Origin of the sequence: Exiguobacterium sp. s124 (assembly GCF_018617485.1) — a bacterium.
Classification (GTDB): Bacteria; Bacillota; Bacilli; order Exiguobacteriales; family Exiguobacteriaceae; genus Exiguobacterium; species Exiguobacterium aestuarii.
The window spans coordinates 847,007-865,004 of sequence record NZ_JACSKH010000001.1 but is presented as its reverse complement, the minus strand read 5'-3'; the positions used below and the strand labels follow the sequence as shown (position 1 = coordinate 865,004).

General features: G+C 47.1%; 17 protein-coding genes. 4 read left to right on the top strand and 13 right to left on the bottom strand.

Going from position 1 to position 17,998, the window contains the following annotated elements:
- Positions 1-152 precede the first annotated feature (152 nt).
- From KNO85_RS04530 to dnaE, 7 genes are all read right to left on the bottom strand, one after another.
- Complete coding sequence (locus tag KNO85_RS04530; RefSeq protein WP_214787303.1) at positions 153-617, bottom strand: DUF441 domain-containing protein; 465 nt, start codon at positions 615-617, stop codon at positions 153-155.
- Positions 618-684: 67 nt separating this feature from the next.
- Positions 685-2,427: a pyruvate kinase gene (gene pyk, locus KNO85_RS04525; protein ID WP_214787301.1), complete on the bottom strand. Its 1,743-nt coding sequence runs from the start codon at positions 2,425-2,427 to the stop codon at positions 685-687.
- Between the two features lie 91 nt (positions 2,428-2,518).
- Positions 2,519-3,487, bottom strand: a complete 969-nt coding sequence (pfkA, locus tag KNO85_RS04520) for a 6-phosphofructokinase (protein WP_214787299.1) — start codon at positions 3,485-3,487, stop codon at positions 2,519-2,521.
- A 160-nt stretch (positions 3,488-3,647) separates the two neighbouring features.
- Positions 3,648-4,583: an acetyl-CoA carboxylase carboxyltransferase subunit alpha gene (locus KNO85_RS04515; RefSeq protein WP_251126883.1), complete on the bottom strand. Its 936-nt coding sequence runs from the start codon at positions 4,581-4,583 to the stop codon at positions 3,648-3,650.
- Positions 4,576-5,430: an acetyl-CoA carboxylase, carboxyltransferase subunit beta gene (accD, locus tag KNO85_RS04510; RefSeq protein ID WP_214787295.1), complete on the bottom strand. Its 855-nt coding sequence runs from the start codon at positions 5,428-5,430 to the stop codon at positions 4,576-4,578. Before accD ends, KNO85_RS04515 begins: the two co-directional genes overlap by 8 nt.
- 14 nt (positions 5,431-5,444) lie before the next feature.
- Positions 5,445-5,999, bottom strand: coding sequence for a FadR/GntR family transcriptional regulator (locus tag KNO85_RS04505; protein WP_214787293.1), 555 nt, complete (start codon positions 5,997-5,999; stop codon positions 5,445-5,447).
- Positions 6,000-6,076: 77 nt separating this feature from the next.
- Positions 6,077-9,244, bottom strand: a complete 3,168-nt coding sequence (dnaE, locus tag KNO85_RS04500) for a DNA polymerase III subunit alpha (RefSeq protein ID WP_214787291.1) — start codon at positions 9,242-9,244, stop codon at positions 6,077-6,079.
- 103 nt (positions 9,245-9,347) lie between these two features.
- On the opposite strand from dnaE, the gene KNO85_RS04495 reads away from it, so the two are divergent.
- Entirely contained in the window at positions 9,348-9,539 is a 192-nt protein-coding gene (locus KNO85_RS04495) for a YtzJ family protein (RefSeq protein ID WP_214787290.1), read from the top strand.
- Positions 9,540-9,555: 16 nt separating this feature from the next.
- On the opposite strand, the gene KNO85_RS04490 is transcribed toward KNO85_RS04495, so the two are convergent.
- A complete protein-coding gene (locus KNO85_RS04490; RefSeq protein ID WP_214787288.1) occupies positions 9,556-10,524 on the bottom strand; it encodes a DHH family phosphoesterase in 969 nt (322 codons plus the stop codon).
- A 75-nt stretch (positions 10,525-10,599) separates the two neighbouring features.
- Between KNO85_RS04490 and KNO85_RS04485 the strand changes: the two genes are divergently transcribed.
- Positions 10,600-10,914, top strand: a complete 315-nt coding sequence (locus tag KNO85_RS04485) for a YtpI family protein (RefSeq protein ID WP_074033432.1) — start codon at positions 10,600-10,602, stop codon at positions 10,912-10,914.
- Positions 10,915-10,954: 40 nt separating this feature from the next.
- On the opposite strand, the gene KNO85_RS04480 is transcribed toward KNO85_RS04485, so the two are convergent.
- A complete protein-coding gene (locus KNO85_RS04480) occupies positions 10,955-12,265 on the bottom strand; it encodes a DRTGG domain-containing protein (protein WP_074033433.1) in 1,311 nt (436 codons plus the stop codon).
- A 165-nt stretch (positions 12,266-12,430) separates the two neighbouring features.
- Here KNO85_RS04480 and KNO85_RS04475 point away from each other — a divergent pair, with 165 nt between their 5' ends.
- Complete coding sequence (locus KNO85_RS04475; RefSeq protein ID WP_214787285.1) at positions 12,431-13,528, top strand: M24 family metallopeptidase; 1,098 nt, start codon at positions 12,431-12,433, stop codon at positions 13,526-13,528.
- Positions 13,529-13,576: 48 nt separating this feature from the next.
- On the opposite strand, the gene KNO85_RS04470 is transcribed toward KNO85_RS04475, so the two are convergent.
- Together KNO85_RS04470 and KNO85_RS04465 are read right to left on the bottom strand one after the other, a co-directional pair.
- A complete protein-coding gene (locus KNO85_RS04470) occupies positions 13,577-14,299 on the bottom strand; it encodes a metallophosphoesterase family protein (RefSeq protein WP_214787284.1) in 723 nt (240 codons plus the stop codon).
- A gap of 11 nt (positions 14,300-14,310) precedes the next feature.
- Positions 14,311-15,036, bottom strand: coding sequence for an SDR family oxidoreductase (locus KNO85_RS04465; RefSeq protein ID WP_214787283.1), 726 nt, complete (start codon positions 15,034-15,036; stop codon positions 14,311-14,313).
- A gap of 183 nt (positions 15,037-15,219) precedes the next feature.
- On the opposite strand from KNO85_RS04465, the gene KNO85_RS04460 reads away from it, so the two are divergent.
- Positions 15,220-15,657 carry a universal stress protein gene (locus KNO85_RS04460; protein ID WP_012726732.1) on the top strand — a complete coding sequence of 146 codons (438 nt, stop codon included), beginning with the start codon at positions 15,220-15,222 and terminating at the stop codon, positions 15,655-15,657.
- A gap of 54 nt (positions 15,658-15,711) precedes the next feature.
- On the opposite strand, the gene KNO85_RS14955 is transcribed toward KNO85_RS04460, so the two are convergent.
- On the bottom strand, positions 15,712-16,308 hold the full coding sequence (locus KNO85_RS14955) for a 3D domain-containing protein (protein ID WP_214787281.1): 597 nt from the start codon (positions 16,306-16,308) through the stop codon (positions 15,712-15,714).
- Positions 16,309-16,685: 377 nt separating this feature from the next.
- Positions 16,686-17,897, bottom strand: coding sequence for an acetate kinase (locus tag KNO85_RS04450; protein ID WP_214693261.1), 1,212 nt, complete (start codon positions 17,895-17,897; stop codon positions 16,686-16,688).
- Between the last annotated feature and the right edge of the window lie 101 nt (positions 17,898-17,998).

Genomic DNA, 17,998 nt, shown 5'->3' with positions numbered 1-17,998 from the left:
TCGACCGTAAAAACAGTCTATGTGTAGGGAATAAGGATACGGGACGGGCTTTTCCCCTGCATTCACCCAGTCTCCGTTTACCCTGTCCTTTATATAGTATAAACAATTTATTGCAAAAAAGAAATGTAAGCGGCTTCAGTTGTCAGAAAATATCAAAACCATTTTTCAACGACTTGATATCCACCTAAAATCAAGGCTGCAATTCCAGCACCGATTAACGGACCCACAGGTACACCTTTCATGAATCCGACCGCTAGAATCGTACCTGCGAGTAGCGCCGTCGTGACGACCGGGTCCACGCGCATCAACTGAACTCCTTGTGCTGCAGCTAAAGCTACAAAGATTCCTGAACCAAATGCGACTATGCCAACAGGACCACGAATACTATTCCACAATTCTTTAAATCCGATATCACCAGTCGCAATCGGAACGAGGACGGCGATTGTAATAATCGTCACACCCCAGCTGATTCCTTTTGCTGCGAGTGTCGGAAATAACTGATCGCCAAATCCAAGCGCTTTTATAATGAGTAGCGCACTACTGGCAATAATAATTGACTGGTTTTGTGCAATCACGCCAATTAGTACTAATAAGATTAAAAATAAATAGGCACTCATACGTGTTCCTTTCTTCGAACGGAAAAAGAACCGACCTTTGAAGAAGGCCGGTTCGATTGTCGTTCAATTATGCGTTGTAGATTTTACCTGTGAGCGGGTCGATTGAAATCATCTGACCGTCACGAAGTGAAGTTGTAGCTGCATCCACACCTACGATGACTGGCTTACGAAGTGATGGTCCAACGATTCCAGCATGGCTCGTTAATCCACCGTCTTCAGTGATGATTCCAGCCGCTTTTTCGATAGCAGGCATCATTTCTTTATCTGTGAATGGTGCCACGAGAATCATGCCGTCTTTCGCTTTTGCGTTTGCTTCTTCCGCATTTTTCGCGACAACGACTTCTCCGACGACACCGCGCTCGCCGATTCCACGTCCGTCCGCGAGAGCGTGACCGACGATATGAACTTTCATCATGTTCGTCGTACCAGCTGTCGCTGCAGGAATACCAGCCGAGATGACAACGAGGTCACCGTCAGTGACGAATCCAGCATGACGAGCTGCTTCAGATGCTTGAACCAACATTTCATCCGTGTTGTTCGGCATCGTCTCAGCAACGATCGGGTATACACCCCAAACGAGGTTCAATTGACGTGCAACGCGCTCAGATTCAGTGACCGCGATGATGTTCGCTTCCGGACGGTATTTTGCAGTACGAGCCGCTGTGTATCCTGATTGTGTTGGTGTCAAGATCGCTTTGGCGTTCAAGTTGATTGCTGTGTGGGCAACCGCTTGTGAGATTGCATCCGTTACCGTATGCTCACTGCGCTTCTGACGATCTTTCAACAAGTTCTTATAGTCGAGCATGCGCTCTGTACGCTCTGCGATAGCAGCTTGCATTTGAACTGACTCGATTGGGTAGTCCCCTGCTGCTGTCTCACCAGAAAGCATGACTGCATCTGTTCCGTCCAAGATAGCGTTCGCTACGTCAGATGCTTCCGCACGTGTCGGACGTGGGTTACGTTGCATCGAATCGAGCATTTGGGTTGCAGTGATGACTGGCTTACCGAGGTCATTACACTTCTTGATGAGTTCTTTTTGAACAGGTGTGACTTCTTCTGTCGGGATCTCGATACCGAGGTCACCACGGGCAACCATCAAGCCGTCAGAAATCGCCAAGATTTCTTCGATGTTATCCACACCTTCTTGGTTCTCGATTTTCGGATAGATTTTGATGTGTGACGCGTTGTGCTTTTCAAGCAATTGACGAATTTCTACCACGTCAGACGCACGACGTACGAATGATGCTGCGATGACGTCGATGTCTTGCGAGATACCGAACTCGATGTCTGCGATATCTTTGTCTGTGAGGGCAGGAAGGTTTACCTTGACGTTTGGCAAGTTAACACCTTTCTTCGTCTTGATGATTCCTTCGTTTTCAATCACACAACGGAGGTCGCGGTTCGGAAGTTTCTCCACGACACGGAGTCCGATGAGACCGTCGTCGAGCATGATGTGTGAACCGACTTCTACATCTTCGTAAAGACCTTCATACGTCACAGAGAAACGATCTTTCGTTCCAACGATTTCTTCGCTTGAAACGATTGTAACTTCTTTCCCTTTTTCAAGAAGAGCTTTTCCATCTTCAAACGTATGTGTACGGATTTCTGGACCTTTCGTGTCAAGAAGTACTGTGACTACTTTTCCAGCTGCTTTCGCCGCTTCACGGATGTCACGGATACGTGCGCCATGCTCTTCATAGTCACCGTGTGAGAAGTTGAGACGGGCAACGTTCATTCCAGCTTCAATCATTTCAGGAAGACGCTTCTCAGAAGCCGGTCCAATCGTACATACAATTTTCGTTCTACGCATAATATAAAAACCTCCTAGGGGATATAGTGCAACTTACATGCAGAAAACGGGGGGCCGTAGACCTGATCCCGTCTCTGCAAACTTACTTCGTTTAAATCGACAATTGGTTGACGAGGTCAATCAATTGCATATCGATCGTGTGCTTGTTGTTGTCGAGCGCCTCATCGATATCAAGATCCATCATCTGGTTATTACGGATACCGACAACGCGGCCCGCTTTTCCTTCGAGAAGAATCTCAACAGCATAAGCACCCATACGACTTGCAAGTACACGGTCTGCAGCAGTTGGGGAACCACCACGTTGAATGTGTCCGAGAATTGTAACACGTGTCTCCGAGTTCGTCTTCTCAGCAATCAATTTACCGATTTCTTCGGCACTTCCAGCACCTTCAGCAACGATGACGATTGAGTGCTTCTTACCGCGCGCAATCCCGTGGTTGATTCGTTCCACGATCGCGTTCAACTCTTCTGGACGTTCTGGGACAAGAATCGACTCCGCGCCACCAGCGAGACCAGAATAAAGTGCGATATCACCAGCATCGCGACCCATTACTTCAATCACATATGTGCGTTCATGAGATGAAGCTGTGTCGCGAATTTTGTCGATTGCGTCAAGCGCCGTGTTGAGCGCTGTATCGAAACCGATTGTCGCGTCCGTTCCCGGAATATCGTTATCAATCGTACCAGGAAGGCCGATTGTTGGGAATCCGAGTTCCGTCAATTTTTGAGCTCCGCGATAAGAGCCGTCTCCACCGATGACCACAAGGGCATCGATATTGAACTTCTTCAACTGTTCTACTGCTTTCGCGCGTCCTTCTTCTGTTCTGAATTCAGGACAGCGTGCAGAGCGAAGGAACGTACCTCCACGTTGAATGATGTCGCCGACTGATCCAAGGTTTAATTCGACTAAATCACCTTCGATTAATCCTTGGTAGCCGTTATACACACCGTACACTTCAAGACCTTCGAAAATCGCTTTTCGGGTCACGGCACGGACAGCAGCGTTCATTCCAGGAGCGTCTCCTCCGCTTGTTAATACCGCAATACGTTTTAAATTCACGTCACTCACCTCTTATGTGTTTTAACGAAATCTGAAAATAAAATACCATGTCTGACCTTTGTTTTACAACACAAGTATGTGAAAAAAATGCATAGGGTATCTCATAAAGCAGTCACTTGATGAATGAATAATGCTATATTCAAAGCCATTGTTACCGTTTTCACTCACTAATTGTGCCAATTTGATGATATTTGGTCGCACGTCCTTGAATGAGCTGAGAAGTCGACAGATCGAGCAACTCGTTCATATGCTGTAGTAATACAGGTTTCAAGAGTGATGACTGTAATGAGACATCAACGTGAGCACCGCCATATACTTCCCCTACAACTTCATCCACAATCCCTAGGTTGAACAAATCTTGTGCCGTAATTTTCATCGTTTCTGCTGCGCGTTCTGCTTGTTTGGCGTCCTTCCACAAAAGTGCCGCTGCACCTTCTGGAGAGATGACCGAGTACGTACTATTCTCAAGCATCAATAATCGGTCGCAAACACCAATTCCTAGCGCGCCACCAGAACCGCCTTCTCCGATGACGACAGATACAATCGGTACTTTTAATGTCGCCATCTCAAACAAGTTTCGAGCAATCGCTTCACTTTGACCTCTCTCCTCAGCGGCTTTCCCTGGATAAGCCCCTTTCGTGTCAATGAATGTCAAAATTGGACGGTTAAACTTCTCAGCCTGCTTCATGAAACGCAATGCTTTTCGGTATCCCTCCGGGTGTGGCATCCCAAAATTTCGCTTCATGTTCTCTTTCGTATTTCGACCACGCTGATGTCCGATGATGGTCACCGGAACCCCTTCAAATGTCGCAAGTCCCGATACAATCGCCGCATCATCATATCCGTGTCGATCGCCATGGAGTTCCATGAAATCTGGGAACATATGATGAATGTAATCGAGTGTTGTCGGGCGTTTCGGGTTTCGCGCCAATTGTACGCGGTCCCACGGTTTCATATTCCCATAAATATCTTTTTCTAATCGGTCGAGCTTCAACTCAAGGTGACGGATCTCACGTGATAGATCAATCCCTTTTGTTTCGGCTGTTTCACGCAATTTATTTAATTGTTCGGTCACTTCTTTGATTGGGTCAAACATGATGAACACCCCCATCGTGTAATCCGATCATTTTCTTCAAGAACGAACGCATCTGTTCACGATGGATGACCGCATCCAATTGGCCAGACTCGAGTAAGAACTCTGCTGTCTGGAAGTTTTCCGGAAGTTTTTCTCGAATCGTCTGTTCAATGATTCGTCTTCCGGCAAATCCAATTAGCGCACCCGGTTCCGCGACGTTTAAGTCACCGAGCATCGCAAAACTTGCTGAAACTCCACCTGTCGTCGGATGCGTCAAGTAGGCGATATAGAGAAGCCCAGCTTCATCGTGTTCTTTTAATGCGATCGACGTGTTCGCCATCTGCATTAAGCTGACCATCCCTTCTTGCATCCGTGCGCCACCTGATGCGGTGAATAAGACGACCGGTAGACGAAGTGACGTCGCTCGGCGGACAGCAGAAGCAATCGCTTCTCCTACGTAAGCGCCCATCGATCCCATTCGGAATCGAGCATCCATCACACAAACGACGAGTGGTAGTCCATCGATAGTCGCCTTTCCACAAACGACCGCCTCTTCAATTCCTGTTCGCTCGCGGTCTTTACTCAACTTTTCTTCATAGTCAGGGAAGTCGAGCGGATTCGCTTTGACGGAAGGTCCGGCAAAACGTTCAAATGACCCTTCATCGACAAGCATGTCAATACGCTCCTGAGCATGAAGTGGAAAATGGTAGCCACAGTCACACACTTTATGGTTTTCGTTCAACTGTTTTGTATAATGCATATATTTACAAGATGGACATTTCGTCATTAATCCCTGTGGTGCGTCAATTTTTGGCTCTCTTTGACGCAATGGCATATATCGTTTTGGTTTCTTGAAAAAAGCAGTCATCGCTTCCCCCTCGTTCATTCCGGCATCCCCATTCCACGCCACGTCTCGACAAAACGCTTCCGTTCATCGAGCGTATATAAATCCCCAACATCCAGCCCTTCAAAAAATCGGTTCACTTCGCTCCAAATCCGAATGAACAAGTCATTCTCCAATTGAAAAATGAGTCGCTGTCGAAACGTTCGATCATCTTCAATCACTGCCTCTAATTGAGTCAATCGCTCATCTGTCGGTTTGATTTCTGAAAACGCCATACGCTCTAACAATTTGAGCATCTCGACGATATCGGTCGCTTTCGTCTGTTTCGTCACAATAAACTCCGACAGGATTTCGATGTAGCGATGTCGGTCTTGTTCACATAAGAAGGTGCCGCCACCGCGCCTTGTCTCGACAATCCCTAAGAAGCTCAACGCGCGTAACGCCTCCCGGACAGAAGCACGACTAATCGATAGTGTTTCAGCAAGTTCACGTTCGGATGGAAGGCGATCTCCTGGAACCAATGAAGATTGGACAATTAATTTTCGTATCTTTGAAATATTTTCGTGAAATGAGGATGCGTGTTTTTCATGCATCTGACCGTTCAACTCCCTTTTTTGGATCACTTATCATACTTAAGTGGTCAGACCAATTAGTGCGATTATATCACTTTTTAGGACTTGGTACTAGTTTCTGGACCAACCATTTTCATATCGATTCGTTTTAAGATGACATTTTCTTCCCCAAATCGTTTCTTCGCTACTGCCACATATTCCTCGCTCGGATTGATTGAAAAAGCAGATGCCAATTGTTTCACTTCTTTCGAGTCTGTGAATCGACAGATGACCGGAACGTCTCCTTGAGCGCGCTGAATCCATTCTTCGAGTTCAGGGAAACGATCTAACGTGAGCCTCACAAACAAGGCCTGTCCATGCAACGGACGAACCCGTTCGACAATCAATTGTTTCCGTCCATCTCGTTCGTTCGAATGAACCTCAAGCAATAGAATGTTACCGACGTAAAGGGATCGTCCAAATTGAGCGAACGTTCGCGGAAAGACGACGACTTCTTCTTGCGTCACGCCATCGTCCACCATCATGACACCCATCCGTTCTTGTTTCTTCGTCATAAACGTACGCACGTCATCCACATAAACGACTAAATATCCGTCAGTCCCGTTCATGACGTCTTCAATCGTGGAAGGCTCAATCCCTACGTCAGGAATCGTCGTCAATGGAGAATGGACGACCCATGTCCCGAGCGCTTCCCGTTCTTCTTCGGACCAGTTCGGTTCTTTCGCTTTTTTCTGTTTGAGCCCGAGTGACGACAGTTCATCAGGCAAGAAGTGTGTGCCAGCCTCTTCCCGTAAACGTTCGACTGCTTCAAAAGCACTCGTTCGGTCGCCATGATACATCCGGTCGAGTGCCCCGGCACCAAGTAAACGTCTCAACTTCAGTTGATCTTTATTCTTCCATTCCATCGCTTCTTGAAGAGTTCTGACGTCTTTCAGTTGTCCATTTAGCTCAACAAGTCTTTCGACGTCTCGTTTCGTCAGTCCTTGGATTGCTTTTAGACCGAGTCGTACACCCGGTCCTTCTAATGTCGCTTCGGTATGACCGTGCAACACGTCTGGCGGATACACGGGGATTTTATCTTTCCGCAACAGTCTTACGAGTTGACTCGTCTTTTCTGACGTCACCACATGAAAGACACGTGGATAATGTGCTTTGACATACGCCAGTCGATAACTAATTAAACTATAAGCGACCGCATGGGAACGGTTGAATCCATACCCTGCGAACTTTTCAATCCAAGAGAATATTTGCGATAGGACATCGCGATCATTCCCTTCGGATTGACGCAAAAATCGTTCTCGTTCCCGTTCAATCGTACTGGTGTCTTTTTTTGCAATCGCCCGTCTGATCAAATCCGCCTCGGCATATGAATATCCACCGAGTTTCCGTAGAAGACGCATGACCTGCTCCTGATAGACGAGTACTCCATACGTCGACTTCATAATTTCTTCAACGTCCGGATGGATTGGTTGATAAGGCATCCCATGTTTTCGCTTCGCATACGTTTCGATAAACTGCATCGGTCCTGGTCGATAGAGCGACATCGTCACGACGATGTCTTCAAACTCCGTCGGCTTGACTTGACGCAGCGCCTGTTTCATACCTGACGACTCAAACTGAAAGATTCCGTCCGTATCCCCTCTCGCTAATAGTCGATATGTTCGAGCGTCATGTAATGGAATGGTCTTCAATGAGAACATCGCATCGGTTTCACGGACCAACTCCTCCATTTGACGAAGGCGACTCAAGTTCCGTAAACCAAGCAAATCGATTTTGAGTAGCCCGATTTCTTCCAAATCCTTCATATTATATTGTGTCACATGCTCATCAAGTTCTGGCTGGAGCGGGGTCACTTCTTCAATCGGTTGACGACTGAGTACGATCCCTGCAGCGTGAACGGACGATTGACGCGGCAATCCTTCTAACTGTTTCGCAATCCGAATCAACTGTTGACGCTTTTGGCTACCGGCGAACCATTTCATCTGCTTCGGATTTGCCATCAATTCGTCTAAGCCACCAGACTTCACTTGTTTGCTTGCGGCTTGCCCTTCTTCTAACGTCATCCCGAGCGCTCTAGCGACGTCACGAATCGCTGCCTTTGCCCCGAAAGTTGCGAGTGTCCCGATTTGTGCCGCATGAGCTTCCCCGTATTTTGATAAGACGTACGAAACGACTTCTTCCCGGCGCTCATCTTCGAAGTCCAAATCAATATCCGGCATCGAGACACGTTCGGGATTCAGAAACCGTTCGAACAGTAGTCCATAACGAACCGGGTCAACTTCTGTAATGTGAAGCGCAAAACTGACGAGGGAACCTGCCGCTGAACCCCGACCCGGACCAACTTCAATCCCAGACTCACGGGCGAATCGGATGATGTCTTCGACAATCAAGAAATACGATGAAAATCCAGTCTTGGCGATGACATCTAGCTCGAACTTCGCTCGGTCGATATACGGTTCTTTCATGAGTTCCATCATCTTCAACCGCTCGCCGACGAGCCGCTTTAATTTTTGATCTGCGTCTGGTAACTCTGGAATCGCACCTTCCGCTTGCGGAAGATGGTCGAGCTGAATCATTGTCTCGAATCGTTCAAGTTCGGCTAGTTCTTCGGCTGTGAACCAGTCGTTCATCTCGCTCGGAAGGCGGACATGCAACCCTTTTTGACGAACATCCTCTTCTGACATCACATCCCCTTCTCGAATGGCGGAGATCGCACGGAATCCTTCTACATCTTCTGGGCGCATATACCTCGTTTCAGGTACCGGAATCAACTGGACATCGAGTTCCTCCTTCATCAGGCGGAGTTGCTTCAACAATTGTACTTGTTCTGTCGTCTGAGGTGCCGGGAGGCCAAGCCATAGCCTGTCCTCATCAACAAATGACAGTAGTTGATGATACAGACGACGTCGGTGGACCGGGTCGCTCGCTTTCCAGTTTTCAGGTAGGACAATGAGAGGCATCGTCGTGCGTCCGTCAATCCCCCCTGTCTTGATGATTCGGTATTGCTCTTTTAGTTCCGTCTCGTTCGATGCATAAGCAAGCACCGATACGTCGAGACCATCTAGTCGAAGGACGGTTCGCAGCCCAATGAGCGGTTTTACCTCATATCGCTTGCAGTATGTCAGAAACGACGGGACACCATAAAACGCATCGTCCGCAATCGCGACCGCGCGGCTCCCCCGCTCCGTCATCTGCATTACATATTGTTCTAGTCGAATCGTGCTTTGTAGTAAACTATAAGCAGTCCTGACATTAAGATGAATCATCTTAGACCTCCTCTCTATATTACTGGAATTGTCAAACTCAATTCCCCACTTCTCTGATACAATAATTATAGACAAAACTCACGATAAAAGGGGGCAAAAGCGTATGATTATCAATCGGGGACAAATTGCGCGCGATAAGTTGGAAAAATTACAGAACGGTCAAACCGTATTTGCGGACAGTCCAGAAATCATTGACCGACTTCGAAAGTACATTGCAGAATACCAACTAGATGTCGTCGAGGACGTGACCGACCGTGGCACGTGGTTTATTCCAAAAGAAAACGGAGACAAATGAAGAGAGCTGACCGCGGTCAGCTCTCTTCATTTTCTTCAAACGTGAATTCCCCTGCCACTTCATTTAAAGCAGCAATCACGTCATCCATTTCTTCCCACGTATCAATCGTAGCGCCTGATGCCATCGGATGGCCGCCTCCACGGTAGCGCTTCGCCACTTCATTGATTACAGGGCCTTTCGACCGAATCCGGACACGAATTTCTTCTTTGTTTTCGACGAACATGACCCAACATTTTAATCCTTCTAGCCCAGAGAAGCTGTTGACGAGTTGCGATGCCGCTTCCGGGGATGCATGGAACGTTCGTAGCACATCTTTATCAATCTTTACGTAGCCGACGCCTTCTTCCGTAACGTTAACGTGTTGTAATACATATCCCTGTAACTGAAGCGTTGCCAAATTGGTTTTATACATGTGTCGGTACAGCTTGTTCGTATCGATGCCTTTGTCAATCAATCTCGAAGCAATCTCAAACGTGCGAGCCGTGGCATTACGGAACTGGAAGCGCCCCGTGTCACCGACGATACCGGCATATAATAAGAAGGCCGCTTCTTGATCAATCGGATAATCCCAAATGTTCGCTAATTCCACAATCATCTCGGACGTCGAACTGACCGTGGTGTCCACGATTTGTGTCATCGCATACGGGTCTTCATCAGGGTGATGGTCGATTTTAATGATTGTTTTTCCTTTTAGCGCATACGGTCCATCGATTCGTTCCTGATTCGCTGTATCTAGAATCAAAACGAGTGCATCCTTATACATTTCTTCCTCGACGTGTTCCATCTTCCCTAAAAATTCAAGGTCGGGTACCATACCGCCGACTACATAGATCTTTTTATCTGGATGAACCGACTTTAAAATACGTTGGAGCCCGAGCTGACTCCCCAATGCATCAGGGTCTGGTCTGACATGTCGGTGAATAAAAATGGTGTCAGCCGCCTCGATTTCTGTTTTGATTGAATCCGCTTTCTGCCATGCCCACATGATGATTCCTCACTTTCTTACACACTATTATGGTATGATGATAACAGATTACGAGAAAGAAAGGGGTTCCTTCACTTGCAACTTGTCATGATTGGACTCATTTTGTTCGCGCTCGGAGCGTACCTTGTCTTCAAGCGTCGTGCTTTTTTGACAAAGACGCCAAACCGTAAAGCTTTGTTCAATACACAAGCTTTAATCTGGTTAAGTTTATTCCTCGCGCTGTTTGCCGCGAACCAAATGGTTGGTGGATTCGGGCTGAATTCATCGGTCGGTTGGATTGTCAGCATCGTCATGTTGGTCGTCGGCTTAGGTAACGCGGTCGTTGGATTTATCCGTTATCGGAAAATCTATCCGCTCGCCGCAGAAGAACCGACGAATACACCTTCATAAACAAGAGCACCCGCTACTCATGTAGCCGGTGCTCTTTTCGTTACCGATCAATCAACTGTGCTGTGACGAGCGCCTTAGCGACAAGTTGTGTGCCTTGTGTCATTTCCACATCAACTTTCCCGAACTTTCGTCCGAGGTCAAAGACGTTCGCCGACACTCGAATCTGACTCTCGATTTGAATCGGTTTCATGAAATAAACAGTGATGTTCTCGACCACTAAATCCCCTTTTTTCATATGACGCAGACTTCGCGTCGCTCCTTCGACTAATAGAGTAGTCAATACACCGGATGACGCAGTTCCCATATGGCTCGTCATTTGCGGTGCGACCTCGACAGTAAACGCGGTACCGTTCGATGCAGGATCTTCTTTTAATTGGTTCGTGATCATATTGTCGAACGTTTCACCGACTTGAGGCTGACGATTCGCGAGTTGTAGCGCCTTCAATACATCCTGACGACTGATGATTCCGAGCAAACGCCCATAATTATCGACGACTGGGAGCATCTCGATGCCCTCCCACACCATTTGGTGCGCAGCGTTCGTTACGCTCGTCTGAACCCCGACCGTGATTGGACTTTTTGTCATAACTTTTTCGATATCGTAGTCATGAGATTTATCGATGACGTCCTTCGCCGTGATTACCCCGACTACTTTCATCTGTTCATCGATGACCGGATAACGATTGTGTTTCGTACGTTCATTCAATTCGTGCCAACGTTTTACAGTGTCATCCGATTTCAAATAAAACGTGTCGTGAAGCGGGATGACGATGTCCGAAACGAGAAGAATTTCTTTTTTGATGAGACGGTCATAGATTGCTCGGTTAATCATCGTTGCGACGGTAAAGCTATCATAAGAAGTGGAAATGACAGGCATATCGTACTTATCCGCCATTCGTTTCACTTCATCCGTCGTATCAAATCCACCAGTGATCAAAACGGCCCCCCCGGATTGCAAGACGAGTTCATGCGCCTTTTCGCGGTTACCGATGATGACGAGCGAGTCGACATCGATATAACGCATCATCGCTTCCAGTTTCATGGCTCCAATGACAAATTTAGATAACGTCTTGTGCAAGCCGTTCCGTCCGCCCAACACTTGCCCATCAACAATATTGACGACTTCGGCAAATGTCAGTTTCTCAATATTCTCTTTTTGTTTACGCTTGATTCGAATCGTCCCTACACGTTCGATGGTAGAGACAAAGCCCAGGTTCTCAGCTTCCTTGATGGCCCGATAAGCCGTACCTTCTGATACAGCCAACTCTTTGGCGATTTGGCGGACCGAAATTTTTGACCCAACATCGAGTGACTCGATATGTGCTATGATCTGTTCATGTTTTGTGGTCATACGCGGAGTCCCTTCTCTCAATACATTTTCTACTCTTTTTAGTATACTGTATCAGTCAAACTTGTTCAAACTGTACTAATCAAATTGCAACATTTCCTTTCTGTTTTCGAAACAGCTATAATAGACGAGTAGTCAACGTAAGAGTGAGAAGGGAAGGGATTCATCTTGAATCAACGCACCAATCAAATTGCACAATCTCTAGCGACGAAAGGATTAGACGCGGCATTTGTCACGTCAAAGGCATCTGTATTTTACTTCTCGGGAGTATACGCAGAAGCACATGAACGACTAATCGCCATTCTAGTCCTAAAGAACGGGACAACTGCCATTATTTGTCCTGCCCTAGAAAAGGGAATTGTCGAATCAAGTGAGTGGACAGGTGAAATCGTGACATACATGGACCACGAGAATCCATGGGATAAAATCGTTAAGTTGTTCCTCGATAATCAAATCGTTCCTGAGCGCATCGGCATCGAAGGTGAGCATTTGACATTCAATCGTGTCGAACAGCTCCGCGCCGGTTTTGCCGGATTGACGATTATCGATTTGACAGACGAACTTCAAACATTACGCATGATCAAATCACCAGATGAAGTTCGTACGATGAAACGTGCCGCTGAACTCGCAGACATGGCAATCGAAGCCGGTATTCGTTCACTCCGCGAAGGCGTGACCGAACTCGAGGTCATCGCGGATATCGAATATGCGATGAAGCAACAAGGCGTTCGGGAAATGTCATTTGATACACTCGTATTGTTCGGTGAAAACAGCGCCGACCCACATGGTGTACCAGGCAACAATCGTTTGAAGAAAGGTGATTTCGCCCTGTTCGACCTTGGTGTCGTCTGGCAAGGATATTGCTCGGACATTACTCGAACGGTCGTCTTCGGTGAGGCGAGTACGAAACAACGCGAAATTTACGAAACGGTGCTACAGGCAGAAGAAGCAGCCATTGAGATGGCAAACGTCGGTACGACGCTTGGAGCGATTGATATCGCAGCCCGTCAAGTCATCACGTCTGCTGGATACGGCGAGTACTTCACGCACCGTATCGGTCATGGAATCGGAATCGAAGTTCATGAACATCCATCCATGGCGGCGAACAATGACATGACAGCTCAAGTCGGGATGACGTTTACGGTCGAACCAGGTATTTATCTACCGGGTGTCGGTGGTGTCCGTATCGAAGATGACCTCGTCATGACAGAGAGCGGTCCGATCACGTTGACGAGCTATCCGAAAACACTTCAAGAGATTCAATAAGAAAAAGGTGGGGTCCAATTTAGGATCCCACCTTTACCTATATATTCATCAATAGAACAATCGGAACATGACATCGCGTTGCGGCACTTCGAATCGCTCCATTTTTTCTAAAAAGGTTCGCTTGTCATATGGAACTGCCCTCATGTCAACCCGCATCCCTCGCTCACCTTCAGTTAAAATAGCAAAGCGCGCAAGTTCATCTCGGGCGACACCGAGCGCACCTGGATTGACGTAGCGCTTCTTCTCGTCTTGGAATAGGTGAACCGGGTGGTGATGACCAAATAAGATGACATCCCCATCGTACTCTCCATACAACCGTTGCATGTTTTCAAGTGTCGGTTCGAGAATTTCATGAAATGGCTCTTCGACAATCGTCGCTTGCCGCTTTTCGCTCGGGATATGGTAATGGATACCGAACGCCTTCTGACCAGCAACCTCACCTGTCATCGTTCGCGGAAGCGACTCAAGAACATCCACATATTTAGCATCAAGATGACGTGCGACCCATTCGTGATGCGGTCGTGTGTGCGCATAGCTTTCCGGGTGACCTTGTCCGGCTATGAGCGAGACGACCGCCTCGTCATGATTGCCGGAAATCATGTGTGCCCCGCGATCAATCAATCGCTCCATGACCGCGTTCGAGTCCGGTCCCATCGCAATCATGTCACCGAGCGACCAAATCACGTCGACCCGTTCTATATCCAACGCGCGAAGGACCGCCTCTAGCGCCTCTAGATTCCCATGGACGTCTGTCACAACCCCAATCCTCATCGACCTTCCCCTCACTTTCGATATTGATGGACAACATTGACTCCGCCAGTCACATCAATGACGGCGCCTGTGATCATATCGGATTCCTCATGTAATAAGAAGGAAATAAGGCGGGCGATGTCTTCTCCAGTCCCATGTCGACCAACTGGTGTCCCTTCATCCACTTCCGCTTCCTCGATGCGCATTTCCTTTTGAGATCCGACGATGTTCCCGGGATTGACCATATTCGCCGTAATCCCAAAAGGTGCTTCCTCGAGAGCAACCGATTTCGTCAAACTGACGAGCGCTGTTTTCGCTGCCGCAAACGCTGAACGGTGAATCCACCCAGGAGCCGATGCACTTTCCGGAAACCCATATGAAATAATGCGCCCGAAACGTTTGGAGCGCATGGAAGGGATTGCCCGACGCATCAGCCAAAACGAGGCGGACAAGTTGCCGGTCACCACTTCACCCCACTCTTCATCCGTCAATTCGACGAGTGGTTTCCGTTCAAAAATATAAGGACCTGCGTTTAAAATCAATGCGTCCGGTTCACCAAACCGCTCGACTGCTTCCTCATAGGCGGAGAGCAGTTGTTCACGATCCGTCAACCCTGCTTCGATCATATGTATCCGCTCATGTTCCCAATCAATCGGATTCCGTTGCAATATACTGACGTGCCATCCTTCTTGTAACAGACGTTCCGTCACGACACGCCCAATTCCTTTCGCACCAGATGTAATCATTACATGTTTCATCGTCCAACCTCCTCCGCCTTATTTTACCCGTTCTGTCACGCGAATTCCAAACTTGGACATGTCGTGAACAACTTCATGAAAAAATTCACTCATTTTCATGACGAAAAAGCGTGAAAACCGAGAGAAGTGGTATACTATATATGTAAGCCGAACGTATATTTCGAGCGAAAGGTTGGGATTTACATGGCAATTGTATACAAACACATTCTATCTGCCGTCGACGGCTCTAAAGAGGCGGAACGTGCATTTGAGACCGCAATCGATGTTGCGATTCGTAACGAAGGAAAACTGTATGTAGGTCACGTGATTGATACGCGTACATTTGCGACCGTTGAAGCATATGATCGCACGATTACCGAGCGCGCTGAAACGTATGCCAAAGAGTTACTCGAAGACTATGTGAACCGTGCGAAAGAACGCGGCGTGAAAGAAGTCGAGACCGTCATTGAATACGGTTCTCCGAAAGTGACAATCGCTAAAAAGATTGCACCTAACCATGATATTGATCTTATTATTTGTGGCGCGACTGGGTTGAACGCTGTCGAACGCTTCTTTATCGGAAGCGTTTCAGAAAGCATTGTTCGCTACGCGAAGTGCGACGTTCTCATCGTCCGTCAATAACTGTCCATTCTCGAAAAAAGGGTCTTGCGCAATCGCAAGACCCTTTTCCTATTATCACAACACCTTGACCGTAACCGTTTTACGACCGAATTGAATCGCCGCACTATGCGAATACATTAAGACATCGATTTTATTTCCTTTGATTGCGCCGCCTGTATCTGCAGCCGTATACGTGCCCAGCAACTTGCTCCCTACATATACTTGAACTTTCGTTCCAAGTGGGATGACACGCGGATCGACCGCGATTACATTACGTTTTTGTGTACGAACATTCCAGCCGAGCGCCGTCTTACCAGAACAGCCTTTGCAATAGGGTGTATACGCCGATGCTTTCATCGTATACGTTTTGCCGACAGACTGTTTCTTAGCTCCCGTTGTCGTGACATAGCTTGTCGCAACCCATGCTTTTTTCTTTTTATAATAAACTTGTGTCCAGGCCCCTTTCGAACCTAAACGTTGTAACTTTTGACCTTTGTTTAACTTACCTAAAATTTTAGTACCCATTCGTGCATCCGAACGGATATTTAAATCGTTCACTTTACTGACGACGTAAACTTTATTAGAAGAGGCAGCTTGCACTTGCGATTGTGGCAGGAAAAGCGTTGAAACTAAAATCGTAATTAGCATCATCCATCCTAACTTTTTAAGCATGCACTGTATCCTCCCTTAGTTCAGATCGTATCATCGATGAACTGTACATCGAATGTTTCGTCCAGATAACTATATGACGAAACATGAGTCAGTGCCGTTACACTTACGGTTCATTTGAATGTCATGAACGTTACAAATTGATGTCAAAAAGGTCGTTTCCTCACTTTAAATTGCAATTTTGAAACGAAGTAGAGATTTTTATATAAATTAAAATCCAATATATGGTTAATTCATGACTTAGATGTTACAAAACGATGCAAATAATCTGCCTTATGTTACAAACAGAAAATCATTTGTCCCATTCAATCTCTACACCACTAGGAAAAAAGGCTCAAAAAAAACCCACGTTACGCGAAGTAACGTGGGTTTGAGTGATCTTATGCGTGCTCTTCAACGAGGTTTGCAATGCGAACTGTGTCGCGCGCGATGACCAACTCTTCGTTCGTTGGGATGATGATGACTTTAACTGGTGAGTGCGGGTAGTTGATGAACAACTCTTTGCCACGTGCACCGTTGTTAAGTGAAGGATCCCAGTAAACGCCCATGAATTCAAGACCGCGAAGGATACGCTCACGGATGACGTCCGAGTTTTCACCGACACCTGCTGTGAAGATGATGGCGTCGACACCATTCATCTCAGCGGCATATTGACCGATGTAACCGTGAATACGGTTTGAGAAGATTTTTAACGATACTTCTGCACGGTGGTTTCCTTCTGCAGCAGCTTGCTCGATATCACGCAAGTCACTCGAAATACCAGAGAGACCATAGACACCAGACTCTTTGTTCATGACGTTCAAGACGTCTTCTGCAGACTTCCCTGTTTTTTGCATCAAGAATGGGATAAGGGCTGGGTCAAGTGAACCTGAGCGAGTTCCCATCGTGATTCCTTCAAGTGGTGTGAAGCCCATTGTCGTATCGATTGAGCGACCGCCTGCAACGGCTGCGATTGATGCACCGCTACCGAGGTGACATGAAATTAGACGCAAGTCTTCGAGCGGACGACCGAGAAGTTCTGCCGCACGTTGTGTAACGTACTTGTGGCTAGTTCCGTGGAAACCATATTTACGAACGCCGTGCTCTGTATAGTATTCATACGGAAGACTGTACAAGAAGTTCTCTTCTGGCATCGATTGGTGGAATGCCGTATCGAATACCGCTACTTGTGGGACGTTTGGCAAGATTGCTTGGAAAGCACGAATCCCTGTCAAGTTCGGTGGGATGTGAAGTGGCCCGAGTTCTGTGAAAGACTCGATATTCTTCATGACTTCGTCGTCGATCACGACCGAATCCGCATACAACTCTTTCCCGTGTAATACACGGTGACCTACGCCAGAAATCTCGTCGAACGATTGAATGATATCGAGTTCGATCAATTTCTCTAACGTCAACTCAACCGCTTCTTTGTGCGTGTGAAGTGGTGTGACCACGTTGAACTTCTGTCCTTCACCGTACTTGATTGTAAAAATTGCATCTTCTTTCCCTACACGCTCAACCAATCCGACTGCGAGCAACTCTTCCGTTGGCATCTCGAGTAACTGGAACTTGAGCGATGAACTACCAGCATTGACTGCCATAATTTTCGTCATGTCATACACCTCTTACCTTTCGTTTTAAACGCGTTTCTTTATCTGTTCAATTTAAAACTGATAACTGTATCATAATGAAGATACTTGATTTTGAATACCTT